At 70.5% G+C, this 13,568-nt stretch carries 14 protein-coding genes; 11 read left to right on the top strand and 3 right to left on the bottom strand.

Annotation, left to right across the window (positions count from 1 at the left end):
- Nucleotide 1 precedes the first annotated feature (1 nt).
- Nucleotides 2–985 carry an aldo/keto reductase gene (locus F4560_RS25020; RefSeq protein ID WP_184923760.1) on the top strand — a complete coding sequence of 328 codons (984 nt, stop codon included), beginning with the start codon at nucleotides 2–4 and terminating at the stop codon, nucleotides 983–985.
- Nucleotides 986–1,089: 104 nt separating this feature from the next.
- On the opposite strand, the gene F4560_RS25015 is transcribed toward F4560_RS25020, so the two are convergent.
- A complete protein-coding gene (locus tag F4560_RS25015; RefSeq protein WP_184923758.1) occupies nucleotides 1,090–1,791 on the bottom strand; it encodes a PadR family transcriptional regulator in 702 nt (233 codons plus the stop codon).
- 117 nt (nucleotides 1,792–1,908) lie between these two features.
- On the opposite strand from F4560_RS25015, the gene rlmN reads away from it, so the two are divergent.
- A complete protein-coding gene (gene rlmN / locus F4560_RS25010; protein ID WP_184923756.1) occupies nucleotides 1,909–3,015 on the top strand; it encodes a dual-specificity RNA methyltransferase RlmN in 1,107 nt (368 codons plus the stop codon).
- A gap of 135 nt (nucleotides 3,016–3,150) precedes the next feature.
- Here the strand turns inward: rlmN and F4560_RS25005 are convergent, their stop codons facing one another.
- The gene (locus tag F4560_RS25005) at nucleotides 3,151–3,408 is read right to left on the bottom strand and encodes a DUF2631 domain-containing protein (RefSeq protein ID WP_312869468.1); all 258 of its coding nucleotides are present in this window, start codon (nucleotides 3,406–3,408) and stop codon (nucleotides 3,151–3,153) included.
- Nucleotides 3,409–3,590: 182 nt separating this feature from the next.
- Here F4560_RS25005 and F4560_RS25000 point away from each other — a divergent pair, with 182 nt between their 5' ends.
- Nucleotides 3,591–5,225, top strand: coding sequence for a sensor histidine kinase (locus tag F4560_RS25000; protein ID WP_312869467.1), 1,635 nt, complete (start codon nucleotides 3,591–3,593; stop codon nucleotides 5,223–5,225).
- 2 nt (nucleotides 5,226–5,227) lie between these two features.
- Nucleotides 5,228–5,884: a response regulator gene (locus F4560_RS24995; RefSeq protein WP_184923749.1), complete on the top strand. Its 657-nt coding sequence runs from the start codon at nucleotides 5,228–5,230 to the stop codon at nucleotides 5,882–5,884.
- 90 nt (nucleotides 5,885–5,974) lie between these two features.
- Here the strand turns inward: F4560_RS24995 and F4560_RS24990 are convergent, their stop codons facing one another.
- Nucleotides 5,975–6,241 carry a GlsB/YeaQ/YmgE family stress response membrane protein gene (locus tag F4560_RS24990; protein ID WP_184923747.1) on the bottom strand — a complete coding sequence of 89 codons (267 nt, stop codon included), beginning with the start codon at nucleotides 6,239–6,241 and terminating at the stop codon, nucleotides 5,975–5,977.
- A 156-nt stretch (nucleotides 6,242–6,397) separates the two neighbouring features.
- Between F4560_RS24990 and dxr the strand changes: the two genes are divergently transcribed.
- The 7 genes from dxr (at nucleotide 6,398) to F4560_RS24955 (ending at nucleotide 13,520) form a co-directional block, all read left to right on the top strand.
- Nucleotides 6,398–7,618 (top strand): 1-deoxy-D-xylulose-5-phosphate reductoisomerase, encoded by a 1,221-nt coding sequence (gene dxr / locus F4560_RS24985; RefSeq protein ID WP_184923745.1) that lies wholly within the window; start codon nucleotides 6,398–6,400, stop codon nucleotides 7,616–7,618.
- Nucleotide 7,619: 1 nt separating this feature from the next.
- Nucleotides 7,620–8,816 carry a M50 family metallopeptidase gene (locus F4560_RS24980; protein ID WP_184923743.1) on the top strand — a complete coding sequence of 399 codons (1,197 nt, stop codon included), beginning with the start codon at nucleotides 7,620–7,622 and terminating at the stop codon, nucleotides 8,814–8,816.
- 13 nt (nucleotides 8,817–8,829) lie between these two features.
- Nucleotides 8,830–9,987 (top strand): flavodoxin-dependent (E)-4-hydroxy-3-methylbut-2-enyl-diphosphate synthase, encoded by a 1,158-nt coding sequence (gene ispG, locus F4560_RS24975; RefSeq protein WP_184923741.1) that lies wholly within the window; start codon nucleotides 8,830–8,832, stop codon nucleotides 9,985–9,987.
- Between the two features lie 97 nt (nucleotides 9,988–10,084).
- Nucleotides 10,085–10,939, top strand: coding sequence for a GNAT family N-acetyltransferase (locus F4560_RS24970; protein ID WP_184923738.1), 855 nt, complete (start codon nucleotides 10,085–10,087; stop codon nucleotides 10,937–10,939).
- 80 nt (nucleotides 10,940–11,019) lie between these two features.
- Nucleotides 11,020–12,819, top strand: coding sequence for a penicillin-binding transpeptidase domain-containing protein (locus F4560_RS24965; RefSeq protein WP_184923736.1), 1,800 nt, complete (start codon nucleotides 11,020–11,022; stop codon nucleotides 12,817–12,819).
- A gap of 33 nt (nucleotides 12,820–12,852) precedes the next feature.
- The gene (locus F4560_RS24960) at nucleotides 12,853–13,128 is read left to right on the top strand and encodes a type II toxin-antitoxin system Phd/YefM family antitoxin (RefSeq protein WP_184923733.1); all 276 of its coding nucleotides are present in this window, start codon (nucleotides 12,853–12,855) and stop codon (nucleotides 13,126–13,128) included.
- A complete protein-coding gene (locus tag F4560_RS24955; protein ID WP_184923731.1) occupies nucleotides 13,125–13,520 on the top strand; it encodes a type II toxin-antitoxin system VapC family toxin in 396 nt (131 codons plus the stop codon). The genes F4560_RS24960 and F4560_RS24955 overlap by 4 nt, the downstream gene beginning before the upstream one ends.
- Nucleotides 13,521–13,568 lie beyond the last annotated feature (48 nt).

Genomic DNA, 13,568 nt, shown 5'->3' with positions numbered 1-13,568 from the left:
CGTGGAGAACAGGAACGCGGGCAGGTTGGGTCGGCAGGTCGGCGTCGTGGGTCTCGGCTGCTGGCAACTCGGCGCGGACTGGGGCCAGGTCGAGGAGTCCGACGCGCTGGCGGTGCTGCACGCCGCCGCGGACACCGGCGTGAACTTCTTCGACACCGCCGACGTGTACGGCGACGGCCGCAGCGAGACGCTGGTCGGCAAGTTCCTGCGCGAGCGCGGCGACGCCGGCATCACGGTGGCCACCAAGATGGGCCGCCGGGTCGAGCAGACGCCGGAGAACTACAACCGCGACAACTTCCTGGCCTGGAACGACCGGTCGCGCGCCAACCTCGGCGTGGACACGCTCGACCTGGTGCAGCTGCACTGCCCGCCGACGTCGGTCTACTCGACCGACGAGGTGTTCGACACGCTGGACGAGATGGTGCAGGCCAAGCGGATCGCCGCGTACGGCGTGAGCGTGGAGACGGTCGAGGAGGCGCTGACCGCCATCGCCCGACCGGGTGTGGCGAGCGTCCAGATCATCCTGAACGCGTTGCGGCTCAAGCCGTTGGAGCGGGTGCTGCCCGCGGCGGCGGAGGCGGACGTGGCGATCATCGCCCGCGTTCCGCTCGCCTCGGGACTGCTGTCCGGCAAGTACACCGCGTCGACCACGTTCGGGGCCGACGACCACCGCAACTACAACCGCAACGGTGACGCGTTCGACGTCGGCGAGACGTTCTCCGGCGTGCCGTTCGAGGTCGGCCTGGAGGCGGTGGAGCGGCTGCGTGCCCTCGTGCCCGCCGGGGCGACCATGGCGCAGTTCGCGCTGCGGTGGATCGTGGACCAGCCGGGCGTCACCGTCGTCATCCCCGGCGCGCGCAACGCCGAGCAGGCTCGTGCCAACTCGGCCGCCGCCGACCTCGCGCCGTTGTCGGCGTCGGCTCAGGACGAGGTGCGCGCGGTGTACGACTCGCTGATCCGCCCGCTGGTCCACGACCGCTGGTAGATCACCGCTGGTGATCCACCCGCCGGTGGTTCGACTGCCGGTGGTTCGACTGCTGGTAGTTCACCGCCGGTGGTTCGACTGCTGGTGGTTGGACCGCCGGAGGTTCACTCTTCCGGGTCGTCTTCCTCGACGTCGAGCTCACCGAGGATGGCGTAGAGCTTGCGTCGGGCCTCACTGAGGACTTCGACGGCCCGCGCCTGCTGCTCACGCGTGCCCGCGTGGGCCATCTGCTGCATCGCCGCACCGAGGTGGCGTGCTGCCGTGCGCAGTTTCGCGGCGTGCGTGTCGAGGTCGTCGGTGACCTGCTGCCACGGCGGCACGCCCTGGAGCTTCGCCGCTTCCGCCTGACCGGTCTCGGTCAGCGTGAACAACTTCTTGCCGCCCGCCTCGTCGGTCGAGGCGACCAGGCCTTCGTCGGCGAGCATCTGGAGGGTCGGGTAGACCGACCCGGGGCTGGGCCGCCAGAGCCCGTCCGTGCGGCCGGAGATCTCCTGGATCATCTCGTAGCCGTGCATGGGGCGTTCGGCCAGCAGCGTGAGGATCGCCGCGCGGACGTTGCCCTTGCGCTGCCTGCCGCCCCCGCCCCGGCCCCCGCCCCGACCCCTGCCGCGACCTGGGAATCCGGGCGGCTCGGGGGGCATCGGCGGCACCATCGGGGGACCGTGGAACGGGCCGCCCCGACCGAAACCGCCGCCGAAGCCGCGTCCCGGTTCACCGAAGCCGTGCTCGCGGTGGTGCCTGTGCCCGTGCGGGCCATGTCCTGGGAAGAACATCGCTGTACTCCTCTTGTCGATCGGTTGTGACATGTCGACGATATATCGGAACGTATCGCGATGCAACGGTGATGTGGGTCGCGGGGGTGGCGTCGCACACTCATGCCGTGGTCGGACGTGGTCCGTGGCCGTGGGACACTGGACGGTGCTATGACTGCCCTCCCCCTTGTTTTCGACGCGCCCAAGCGCGGTCTGCCGCCGCGCCACCTCGCCGACCTCTCCGCCGACCAGCGTCGAGAGGCGGTCGCCGCGCTCGGTGAGAAGCCGTTCCGCGCGGCGCAGCTGTCGAACCACTACTTCGGCCGGCTGACCGTCGATCCGGACGCGATGACCGACATCCCTGCCGCCACCCGGGACCGCCTGGTCGCCGACCTCATGCCGCCGTTGTGGACGGAGCTGCGCAGCGTCGAGGCCGATGCCGGCACGACGCGCAAGACGTTGCTGCGCGCGCACGACGGGACGTTGGTCGAGAGCGTCCTGATGCGCTATCCCGACCGGGCGACGCTGTGCATCTCGTCGCAGGCGGGTTGCGGGATGGCGTGTCCGTTCTGCGCGACCGGCCAGGGTGGGCTGACCCGGAACCTGTCCACGGCGGAGATCGTGGACCAGGTGCGGCGCGGTGCGGCGGCCATGCGTGACGGCGAGCTGCCCGGTGGGCCGGGGCGGTTGTCCAACATCGTGTTCATGGGCATGGGCGAGCCGCTGGCGAACTACCGTCGCGTGGTCGACGCGGTGCACCGGATCTGCGACCCGGCGCCGGACGGGTTGGGGATCTCGCAGCGTTCGGTGACGGTGTCGACGGTGGGTCTGGTGCCGGCGATCCGGAAGCTGACCGAGGAGAACCTCCAGGTGCGGCTGGCCGTGTCGCTGCACACGCCGGACGACGAGCTGCGCGACACGCTCGTGCCGGTCAACACCCGGTGGAAGGTCTCCGAGGTCATGGAGGCGGCGCGGGGTTACGCGGACAAGACCGGCCGTCGGGTGTCGATCGAGTACGCCCTGATCCGCGACATCAACGACCAGCCGTGGCGCGCGGACATGCTCGGCAAGCTGCTGCGCCGGTACCTGGGCCAGTTGGTCCACGTCAACGTCATCCCGCTGAACCCGACGCCGGGCTCGAAGTGGGACGCGTCGCCGAAGCCCGTGGAGCGCGAGTTCGTCCGCCGGGTCAACGACCAGGGCGTGGCCTGCACCGTCCGCGACACCCGAGGCCAGGAAATCGCCGCCGCCTGCGGCCAGCTAGCCGCCGAGGGCTGAGCGGCCCGCCGACACCGCCGCTCTACCGCTGCAACATGGGCGGGCACCACTTCGAGTCGCTCAGGGCGAGTTGCGAAGGCAAGCCGGTGGAGTTCCGGATCGGGTGGGTGCCGGCTTAGCCGGGCACCCCGGTGCTCAGCGGCGCCAGGAGGTGCGGCTGCGGACCTGGTCCCAGACCAGGAGGGCGGCCATGGTGATGCCGGTGAGGACGACCCAGAGGTCTTCGGTGCGGCCCTGGTGGTTGCCGATCAGCAGGGAGAAGACACCCAGGGTCGACAGCCAGCCGGCGATCTTGATGCCCTTGGGGAACCCGCCGTGCCAACCCCACTCGGCCGACGGCTCCTCGTGGGGGTCTACCGCCCGACGCTTGGCCAGTTCCGAGGACGAAGACACAGCCGCACGACCTTCCTGCCCGATCATGTTCACCTACGCCGGTCATCGTCGCACACGCCCGCGCGACCTCGGACGTGAGGTGCGCGGCACTTCGCCCGCCCGACCTGCGTCAACTTTCGTCGGGAACGTTCGAGACCAATGAACGCGGCCGGCGACCAGGGGATTCTTTAACGTTGTCGCCCGTGACGTCTGTCGTTCAGCGGCTCCGGCCCGTCCTGCCGGACCTCCGGGAGGCGCCCGCCGCATTCCTGCGCACCCACGCCGAACGCCTCGGCCGGATCACGCTCTGGCGGGTGGGGCGCGAGGTGCTGGCGGTCCTCGTCCTCCTCTGCCTCGACGTCTTCCCCGGCTTGATCGTCGGCGACTGGCGCCTGTCGGGCTGGCTGCTGGTGGTCGTCGGAGCCGGCTACGTGGCCCTCTACCTGGCCCGACTGCTGTTCCCGGCACTCGCCCTGCTGCTCGGCACGTGGGTCGTCTTCAGCTCCGAGCACGGCGGCATCGCGATGGTCGTCATGCTCTCCTACGCCGCCGGCTACCGGATCGAACCGTGGCAGCGGGCGCTGCGCACCGCCGTCCTCGCCCTCGCCCTCCACATGATCGCCTGGGACGTGTCCAGCCCCGGCCTGTCCGGCCCGTTCGGCTCCTGGGTGATGCTCACCGTCTACGGCATGGTCATCGCCCTCCCGTTCCTGATCGGCAGGTACGCCGCGCAACGCAACGCGCTGGTCGCGGCGCTCCAGGAACGCGAGGAACGGGTGGAGCGCGAGCGGCGGATGGTGTCGCGCCAGGTGCGGCTGCGCGAGCGCAACCGGATCGCCCAGGACATGCACGACAGCCTCGGTCACCGGCTCAGCCTCATCTCCGTGCACGCGGGCGCGTTGTCGCTGGACCCCGGCCTGGAGGACCGCCAGCGCGAAGCGGTGCAGGTGTTGCGCAGCGCCGCCCTCACCGCGATGGAGGAACTGCGCGGCGTCATCGGCGTGCTGCGACGTGACGAGGAGCCCGAGGAAGACCAGGTGCGGCGCACCGTGGACGCGGTCGACGAGCTGGTCGACGGCGCGCGCCGGGCGGGTGTGCGGGTGAGCCTGGTCCGCGGCGGCCAACCCGTGCCGCTGCCCGTGAAGGTCAGCCACGCCGCCTACCGCATCGCCCAGGAAGGCCTCACCAACGCCAACAAGCACGCCCCTGGCGCGAGCGTCCAGGTCACCGTCAAGTACGAGCCGGACGCCCTGGTGGTGGAGGTCCGCAACAACCCGCCGCGGGTCAAGCTGCCCAAGGGAGCCGGGTTCGGCCTGATCGGCCTGGGTGAACGGGTCCGGCTCGCGGGCGGCATGCTGCACGTCGGCGAACTGCCCACCGGCGGCTACCGGATCGCCGCCGTGCTGCCGTACGAGGAGACCGCCGCGGCGGGCGACGAGCCGTTCGACGAAGAGCCGCCCGAACCGGCCAAGCCCACCGGCATCCGCAAGTGGGCGGGCGTCGGCTCGATCCTGCTGGCCGGGATCGTGGTGGTCGTGGTCGTCGGCGGCTACACGTGGCTCGGCACACAGCCCGTCACCAAAGTGGTGTCCGACGAGTTGTACGACTCGGTGTCGGTCGGGCAGTCGGAGGCCGAGGTGATGGGGCGGCTCCCGGGCGGCGCCGAGCCGCCGCTGGGCGACATCAAGTCCGATTCCAAACCGGAACCAGCCGGGTCGAGGTGCGAGTACCGCGTGGCCGACAAGCAGACCTACTCCTCGCGGGCGACCAAGATCGTGCGGTTCTGCTTCAAGGACGGCAAGCTCGTCGAGAAGTCCACCCACTTGCAGGGGATGTGAACGTGATCCGGGTCCTCATCGCCGACGACGAGCCGCTGATGCGCGCGGGAATCAAGGCCATCCTCGGCACCGCCGACGACATCGACCTGGTCGCCGAGGCCGGTGACGGGCGGGAAGCCGTGCGCATCGCCCTCGAACGGCGGGTGGACGTGGCCGTGCTCGACATCCGGATGCCGCGCCTGGACGGGCTGGCGGCGGCCCGTGAGCTGAAGTCCGTCGCGCCGTCGGTGCGGGTCGTGATGCTGACCACCTTCGGCGAGGACGACAACATCGTCCGGGCGCTCTCCGACGGCGCGGCCGGGTTCCTGCTCAAGGACTCGGCCCCCGAGGAGCTGCTGCGCGCGGTGCGTGCGGTGCACGCGGGGGAGGCGTACCTGTCACCGATGGTGACCAGCCGGGTGGTGGGGATGGTCGCCCAAGTGGGGCAACCTCGCCGCCAGGAGGCGATGCGCCAGGTCGAAGGGCTCACGGAACGTGAGGTCGAGGTGCTGGCGCTGCTCGGGCTCGGCATGTCGAACGCGGACGTCGGCCTGCGGCTGCACATGAGCGAGGCGACCGTGAAGACCTACGTGAGCAGGCTGCTGGCGAAGCTGGGGCTCACCAACAGGGTCCAGGCGGCCCTGCTGGCACGTGACGCCGGGCTGAATCCCAGGCCGTAGGGGTTCGAACACAGGGGGCGGACAGGGGAGTGCCCCCGCCGGCGGATCAGCGGGGGCACTCCGGGAATGGTTCCGGAATGTCGAGAGGCGTTACGCCCTGGCTCGGCTGCCCGTCACCATGCGGTAGATCCCCAGCACGATGAGCGAGCCGAGGATGGCGAGCAGCCAGGTGCTCAGGTCGAAGAACGAGCTGATGTCGGAATTGAAGATCGCCCGCCCGACGAACCCGCCGATGACCGCGCCGACAATGCCGAGCAGCATCGTGATGATGATGCCGCCGGGGTCCCGACCTGGCATGATGGCCTTGGCGATGGCACCCGCGATGAGGCCGAGGACGATCCAACCCAAGATGCCCACGGGGGCTCTCCTTCCTGATGGCCGCGACGGGCTGATCCGTCGTGGCTCTTGATCAGGGAGTGCCCACGTTCGGGTGACATCACTCGCTCGTTATCGTTCCGTTACCCGAGTACCGCTGTGAGTGCTGTCAGGTTCCGTCCGGAACAATGGGCTGTGATGAGCACACCACGCACGGTTCTGGTCCTCGGTTCCACGGGATCCGTCGGCACCCAGGCCCTCGACGTCATCGCCGCCAACCGCGACCGCTTCACCGTGGTCGGACTGGCCGCGGGCGGCGCCGATCCCGCGACCCTCGCCGCCCAGGCCGTCGAGTTCGGGGCCGAGGCCGTCGCCGTGGCCCGGGCCACCGCGGTCGAGGACGTCACGCTCGCCCTCTACGCCGAGGCGCAGCGGCGCGGCTACGCGCAGGGCGCGTTCAAGTTGCCGCGCATCCTGGCCGGCCCCACCGCGATGACCGACCTGGTCGACTCCACCCCCGCGGACGTGGTGCTCAACGGCATCACCGGGTCCATCGGCCTGGCGCCGACGCTGCACGCCCTCAAGAGCGGCGCGACGCTCGCACTGGCGAACAAGGAATCGCTGATCGCGGGCGGTCCGCTGGTGCTCAAGGCCGCCGCGCCCGGCCAGATCGTGCCGGTGGACTCCGAGCACTCGGCGCTCGCCCAGTGCCTGCGCGGCGGTCGGGCCGAGGAGGTCGCCAAGCTCGTCCTGACGGCGTCCGGCGGCCCGTTCCGCGGTCGCACCCGCGCCGAACTCGCCGGCGTCACCGCGCGCGAGGCCATGGCGCACCCGACCTGGTCCATGGGCCCGGTCATCACGATCAACTCGTCCACCCTGGTCAACAAGGGGCTGGAGCTGATCGAGGCGAAGCTGCTGTTCGACGTGCCCTACGACCGCATCGACGTGGTGGTGCACCCGCAGTCGATCGTGCACTCGATGGTCACCTTCACCGACGGCTCCACGCTCGCCCAGGCCAGCCCGCCGGACATGAAGCTGCCGATCGCGCTGGCCCTCGGCTGGCCCGACCGCGTTCCCGCCGCCGCTTCCGCGTGTACTTTCGACGTGGCCACGGCGTGGACGTTCGAGCCGCTGGACGACGAGACGTTCCCGGCGGTGCGGCTCGCCAGGCAGGCCGGTTCCGGCGGGGGCTGCCTCCCGGCGGTGTACAACGCGGCGAACGAGGAGGCGGTCGCGGTCTTCCTCGGCGGCGGCGCGGCGTTCACCTCCATCGTGGACACTGTCGAACGGGTGCTTCAGGAGGCGGACGGCTGGGCGCGTGAGCCGGTCGACGTCGCCGAGGTGCTCGCGGCGGAGGATTGGGCCCGGGCGCGGGCACGGGAACTCGTGTCCACTTCGGTGGGGTCTGGAAAGGACTGACGTGCTCGTTTTTCTGGGCATTCTGCTGTTCGCGCTACTGATCGGAATCTCGATCGCGCTGCACGAGCTCGGCCACCTGGCCACCGCGAAGATGTTCGGGATGAAGGTGACCCGGTACTTCATCGGGTTCGGCCCGCGCATCTGGTCGTTCCGCCGCGGTGAGACCGAGTACGGCCTCAAGGCCATCCCGGCGGGCGGTTTCTGCGAGATCGTGGGCATGACCGCGCTGGACGAGGTCGCGCCGGCGGACCGGCACCGCGCGTTCAACCGGCAGAAGACCTGGAAGCGCGTCGTCGTGCTGTCCGCGGGCTCCATCACGCACTTCATCGTCGGTTTCATCATCCTGTACTTCATGGCCTTCACCATGGGCATCCCGAACGTCAAGGACACGCCCCTCGTCGCCGAGGTCACGCCGTGCGTCCAAAGCAGCACGGAGGCCGACTGCGCGCCCGGCGCGCCCGCACCGGCCAAGAACGCGGGCTTCCAGGTCGGCGACGAGATCCTGGCCGTGGCCGGCACGTCCACTCCCACGTGGAGCGACGTGCTGGAGAAGACCCGCCTGCGGTACGGCTCCACGGACTTCAAGGTGCTCCGCGACGGTCAGGAGATCACCCTCACCGCCGACGTGGCCCGGGTCGACCGCGAGATGCGGCGCAAGGACGGCAGCACCTACAAGTCCGAGGTCGGCGCGATCGGGATCATCCACGAGCGCAACTTCGAGTACAACGCGTTGACGGCGATCGGCGGCGCCACCTCGTTCACCGGCACGATGTTCGAGAACACGTGGCAGGGCCTGCTCCGGTTCCCGCAGAAGATCCCCGCCGTGATCGAGGCCATCGGCGGCGGCGAGCGCGACATCGACAGCCCGGTCAGCGTGGTCGGCGCGAGCCGGCTCGGCGGCGAGGCGGTCGACCGGGGCCTGTGGCAGCTGTTCTGGCTGATGCTGGCGGGCCTGAACTTCTTCGTCGGTGTGTTCAACCTCCTGCCCCTGCTGCCGCTTGACGGTGGTCACATCGCCGTCAACCTGTACGAACGGGTGCGAAACTGGATCCGGAAGCTGCGTGGCCTGCCGGACGGCGCCCCGGTCAACTACCTGCGGCTGTTGCCGCTCACCTATTTCGTGATCTTCGTCGGCGGCTCGGTCACCTTGCTGACGATCACCGCGGACATCGTCAATCCCATCAAGCTCTTCCAGTGAGAGGTGCTAGTCCATGAGCAACGGCGTCATGCTCGGTATCCCGGCGATGCCGCCGCCGGTGTTGTCGGAACGGCGCAAGACCCGCCAGCTCATGGTGGGCTCGGTGGGTGTCGGCAGTGAGTTCCCGGTGTCGGTGCAGTCGATGACGACGACGGTGACGGCCGACGTGAACGCGACGTTGCAGCAGATCGCGGAGTTGACCGCGGCCGGCTGCGACATCGTGCGGGTGGCGTGTCCGACGCAGGACGACGCCGACGCGTTGGCGCAGATCGCGCGGAAGTCGCAGATCCCGGTGATCGCGGACATCCACTTCCAGCCGAAGTACGTGTTCGCGGCGATCGAGGCCGGGTGCGCGGCGGTGCGGGTGAACCCGGGGAACATCAAGAAGTTCGACGACAAGGTGAAGGAGATCGCGGCGGCGGCCCGGGAGCACGGGACGCCGATCCGGATCGGGGTGAACGCGGGGTCGTTGGACCCGCGGTTGATGGCGAAGCACGGGAAGGCGACGCCCGAGGCGCTGGCGGAGTCGGCGTTGTGGGAGGCGTCGCTGTTCGCCGAGCACGACTTCCACGACCTGAAGATCTCGGTGAAGCACAACGACCCGGTCGTCATGGTTCGGGCCTACGAACTGCTGGCCGAGCAGTGCGACTACCCGCTGCACCTGGGCGTCACCGAGGCCGGTCCGGCGTTCCAGGGGACGATCAAGTCCGCGGTCGCGTTCGGCGCGTTGTTGCGGCAGGGCATCGGGGACACGATCCGGGTGTCGTTGTCGGCACCTCCGGTGGAGGAGGTCAAGGTCGGCAACCAGATCCTCCAGTCGCTGAACCTGCGGCCCCGGAAGCTGGAGATCGTGTCGTGCCCGTCGTGTGGTCGGGCGCAGGTCGACGTGTACACGCTCGCGGAGCAGGTCACGGCCGGTCTGGAGGGCCTGGAGGTGCCGCTGCGCGTGGCGGTGATGGGCTGCGTGGTGAACGGGCCGGGTGAGGCGCGCGAGGCGGACCTGGGCGTGGCGTCGGGCAACGGCAAGGGCCAGATCTTCGTGAAGGGCAAGGTCGTCAAGACCGTGCCCGAGCACCAGATCGTGGAGACCTTGATCGAGGAAGCCATGCGCATCGCCGAGGAGATGGGCGAGACCGTCGAAGGCGGCGAACCGGTCGTGACGGTCAGCTGAGAGGTCGGCCGACGGCTCGGTCGGAGGGTCGGCCGGGCGGTCGGCTGAGCGGGTGGCGGACGCGCGGGCAACGCGGTCCATCTGGCAGGCTTGAGACGTGCTGAGGCTGGCTGGCGCACGCCTGCTCGACGAACGGGACCTGACCGAGGTCCTGGCGGTGCTCGCGGCCGACCCGGTGGCGTCCTGCATGGTCGCCGCCCGGGTCGAGGTCGCGGGCCTGGACCCGTGGCGGCTGGGCGGCGAGGTGTGGGCGTACGACCACCGCTCGATGCGCGGCGGCCGGGTCGACGCGCTCTGCTTCGCCGGTCCGAACCTCATCCCGCTCCGCGGTGACACGGCCGCGCTGCGCAGCTTCGCCGACCGGGCCCGTCGCCGGGGCCGGATGTGCTCCTCGCTGGTCGGGCCCGCCGAGCAGGTGCTCGGGCTCTGGGAGGAGCTGGCCCCGGACTGGGGTCCGGCCCGCGAGGTGCGCGCCGACCAGCCGTTGATGGCGCTGGGCGGCAGCCCGTCGATCGCGATGGACCCGCTGGTCCGCCCGGTGCGGCCGGAGGAGTTGGACCGGTACCTGCCGGCGGCGATCGCCATGTTCATCGAGGAGGTCGGCGTCGACCCGTGCGTGGAGGACGGCGGCGCGTCGTACCGGGCGCGGGTGGCCGAGCTCATCGCGGGCGGGCGGGCGTTCGCCCGGTTCGAGGGCGGCGACGTGGTGTTCAAGGCCGAGATCGGCGCCATGTCGACGAAGGTCGGTCAGATCCAGGGCGTGTGGGTGCGGCCGGACCGGCGTGGCCTCGGCATCGGCACGGCCGGCACCGCCGCCGTGGCCGAACGCCTGGTCAGAGGCCTGGGGCGGACGGCTTCGCTGTACGTGAACTCCTACAACGACGTGGCCAGGGCCGCGTACCGCCGGATCGGGTTCTCCCAGGTCGGCCAGTACGCGACCGTGTTGTTCTGACGCGTCGTGGACGTGGTTCCGGCGGAGATCACGCCGGGCGGCCCTCGGCCCAGGGGTGCGCGGCAGGCATACTCGGCGCCGTGATCGCGCGCACGCTGTCCCTGTTCGGGGTGGCCCTGCTGCTCGTCAGCGGCTGCGGCCTGTTCTCCTCCCGTCCCGGTCCCGAGCAGGTGGCCGACGACTTCCTGACCAAGCTCGCCGCCGGTGACGTCGACGGCGCCGCGGGCGTGACCGACGACCCCGGCAACGCCAAAAAGGTGCTGGGCAAGTTCCGCGAGGAGCTGAAGCCCGCCGGGCTGAAGGCCCAGGTCCGGCAGGTGCGTTCGGCCGGCGAGTCGTCCTCCGCCGGCGCGACCGCATCGCTCGACTGGGACCTCGGGCACGACAACGCGTGGAGCTACGAGACCGAGTTCGACCTGCGCCGCGAGGAGGACGACTGGAAGGTGCACTGGGCGCCTTCGGTCGTGCACCCCAAGCTCGCCGCGCAGCAGACGCTGGGTGTCGCCGAGGTGCGGCCCGCGTTGGCGCCCGTGCTGGACCGCGACGGGACGCCGCTGCTGTCGCCCGAGCAGGTCGTGTCGGTCCTGCTCGACGCCAAGGAGGCCGGTGACGTGGGCGCGGTGGCCGGTGCGCTGGCCGCGGCCCTGACGCCCATCGACGCCGCGATCACCCAGCAGTCGATCGTGGACGGGGTGGCGAAGGCGCCCGCCGGGCAGGTGTACCAGGTGGCCGCGCTGCGTGACGCGGACTACCAGACCGTGAAGCCCGTGATCTACGAGTTGCCGGGGGTGCGGTTCACCACCCGGACGAGCCTGCTCGCGCCGTCGCGCACGTTCGGGTCGCAGGTGCTGCCCGCGGTGCGCAAGGCGGTGGAGGAGGAGATCGCCGGGCGGGCCGGGCTGCGCGTCTACACGGTCAACGCGGCCGGTGACGAGGTGGAGACCCTGCACGAGCAGGCGCCGGAGCCGGCTCAGGCGGTGTCCACGGCGTTGAGCCGGACCGTGCAGACGGCGGCGGAGGACGCGCTGGAGTCCGTGCCGCAGGCGGCGATGCTGGTGGCGTTGCAGGCGTCGACCGGCGAGTTGCTGGCGGTGGCGCAGAACGACCTGGCCGACGCCGAGGGCCCGGTGGCGCTGACCGGCCGTTACCCGCCGGGGTCGACGTTCAAGATCGTGACGGCGGCGGCGGCCCTGTCGTCCGGGCAGGCGACCGCGGACAGCGCGTTGCCGTGCCCCGGGAGGACGACCATCGACGGGCGCCGGATCGTGCCGAACGACCACGACTTCGACAAGGGCACCATCCCGCTGCACTCGGCGTTCGCGTTCTCGTGCAACACGACGTTCGCGCAGTTGGCGGCGGGGATGCCGGCGGACGCGTTGACCAAGGCGGCGGACTCGTTCGGGTTGGGGGTGGACTTCGAGATCCCGGCGATCACCACGATCACCGGTTCCGTGCCGCCCGCGACCGACGTGGTGGAGCGGGCCGAGGACGGCTTCGGCCAGGGAAAACTGGTGGCGAGCCCGTTCGGGATGGCCGTGGTGGCCGCGACGGTGGCGTCCGGCAAGATGCCCGTCCCGACGCTGTTGAAGGGCCGGGAGACCAAGGCCGACCACACCCCGGCGCCGCCCGCTCCGGCCGTGCTGGAGCCGCTGCGGGCGATGATGCGCGAGGTCGTCGAGTCCGGCACCGCGCCGCAACTGCGGCCGTACGGGGACGTGCGGGGGAAGACGGGGACGGCGCAGTTCGGGGACGGGACCAACTCGCACGGCTGGTTCGTGGGCTACCGGGGCGATGTGGCGTTCGCGACCCTGCTGCTGGGCACCAACAGCTCCGCCCCGGCGGTCGACGCGTCAGCCCGCTTCCTCGCCGCACTGGGCTGAATGGTCCAACATCAATGTGATACCATGTTACACATGGATCAGATCGGACTTCGCGAACTTCGCCACCACGCGGGCGAGTACGTGCGGCGGGCCGAGGCCGGGGAGAGGATCGCGGTGACCGACCACGGTCGGGTGGTCGCCGAGATCGGTCCTCCCGGCGAGGATGCGCTGTCAGTGCGGGATCAGTTGGCCGCCAAGGGCGTGCTGCTCCGAGGGCGGGGGCGACCGTTCCCCACGCCCCTGCCCGCCACTACGGGCACGCCGATCTCCGAGGTGCTGCGCCAGATGCGTGAAGACGAGCGCTGGTGATCTACTTCGACACCTCGGCCCTGGCGAAGTTGGTCCTGTCCGAGCCCGAGACCGCGGCGTTGACCGCGTGGTTGGACGCTCGAAGCGAGGCGCTGCGGGTCAGCAGCTCGTTGGCCAGGGTCGAGTTGGTCCGAGCCGTCCGGGCCGAGGGTGACGCGGCGATCAGGCAGGCCACCTTGATCCTGGTCGAACTCGACGAGATGCCGATGACCACCGATCTGTTGGACGCGGCCGGGGCGCTGGCCCTCCCGTTGAGGTCGTTGGATGCGATCCACCTCGCGTCCGCCCTGCGCATCCGAACCCACCTCGACGCGTTTGTGGCTTATGACAAGCGGCTCCTGACCGCAGCCGACGACATGGGACTGCCCACGGCCTCGCCCGGTGCGGTCTGATCGACGGCAAAGGGGACAGGCGGCGCATGCGGTGTCACGCTGAGCCGT

Source organism: Saccharothrix ecbatanensis (assembly GCF_014205015.1).
GTDB lineage: Bacteria > Actinomycetota > Actinomycetes > Mycobacteriales > Pseudonocardiaceae > Actinosynnema > Actinosynnema ecbatanense.
Note: the sequence above shows the minus strand (reverse complement) of the source record. Positions and strands in the feature narration are given on the sequence as shown.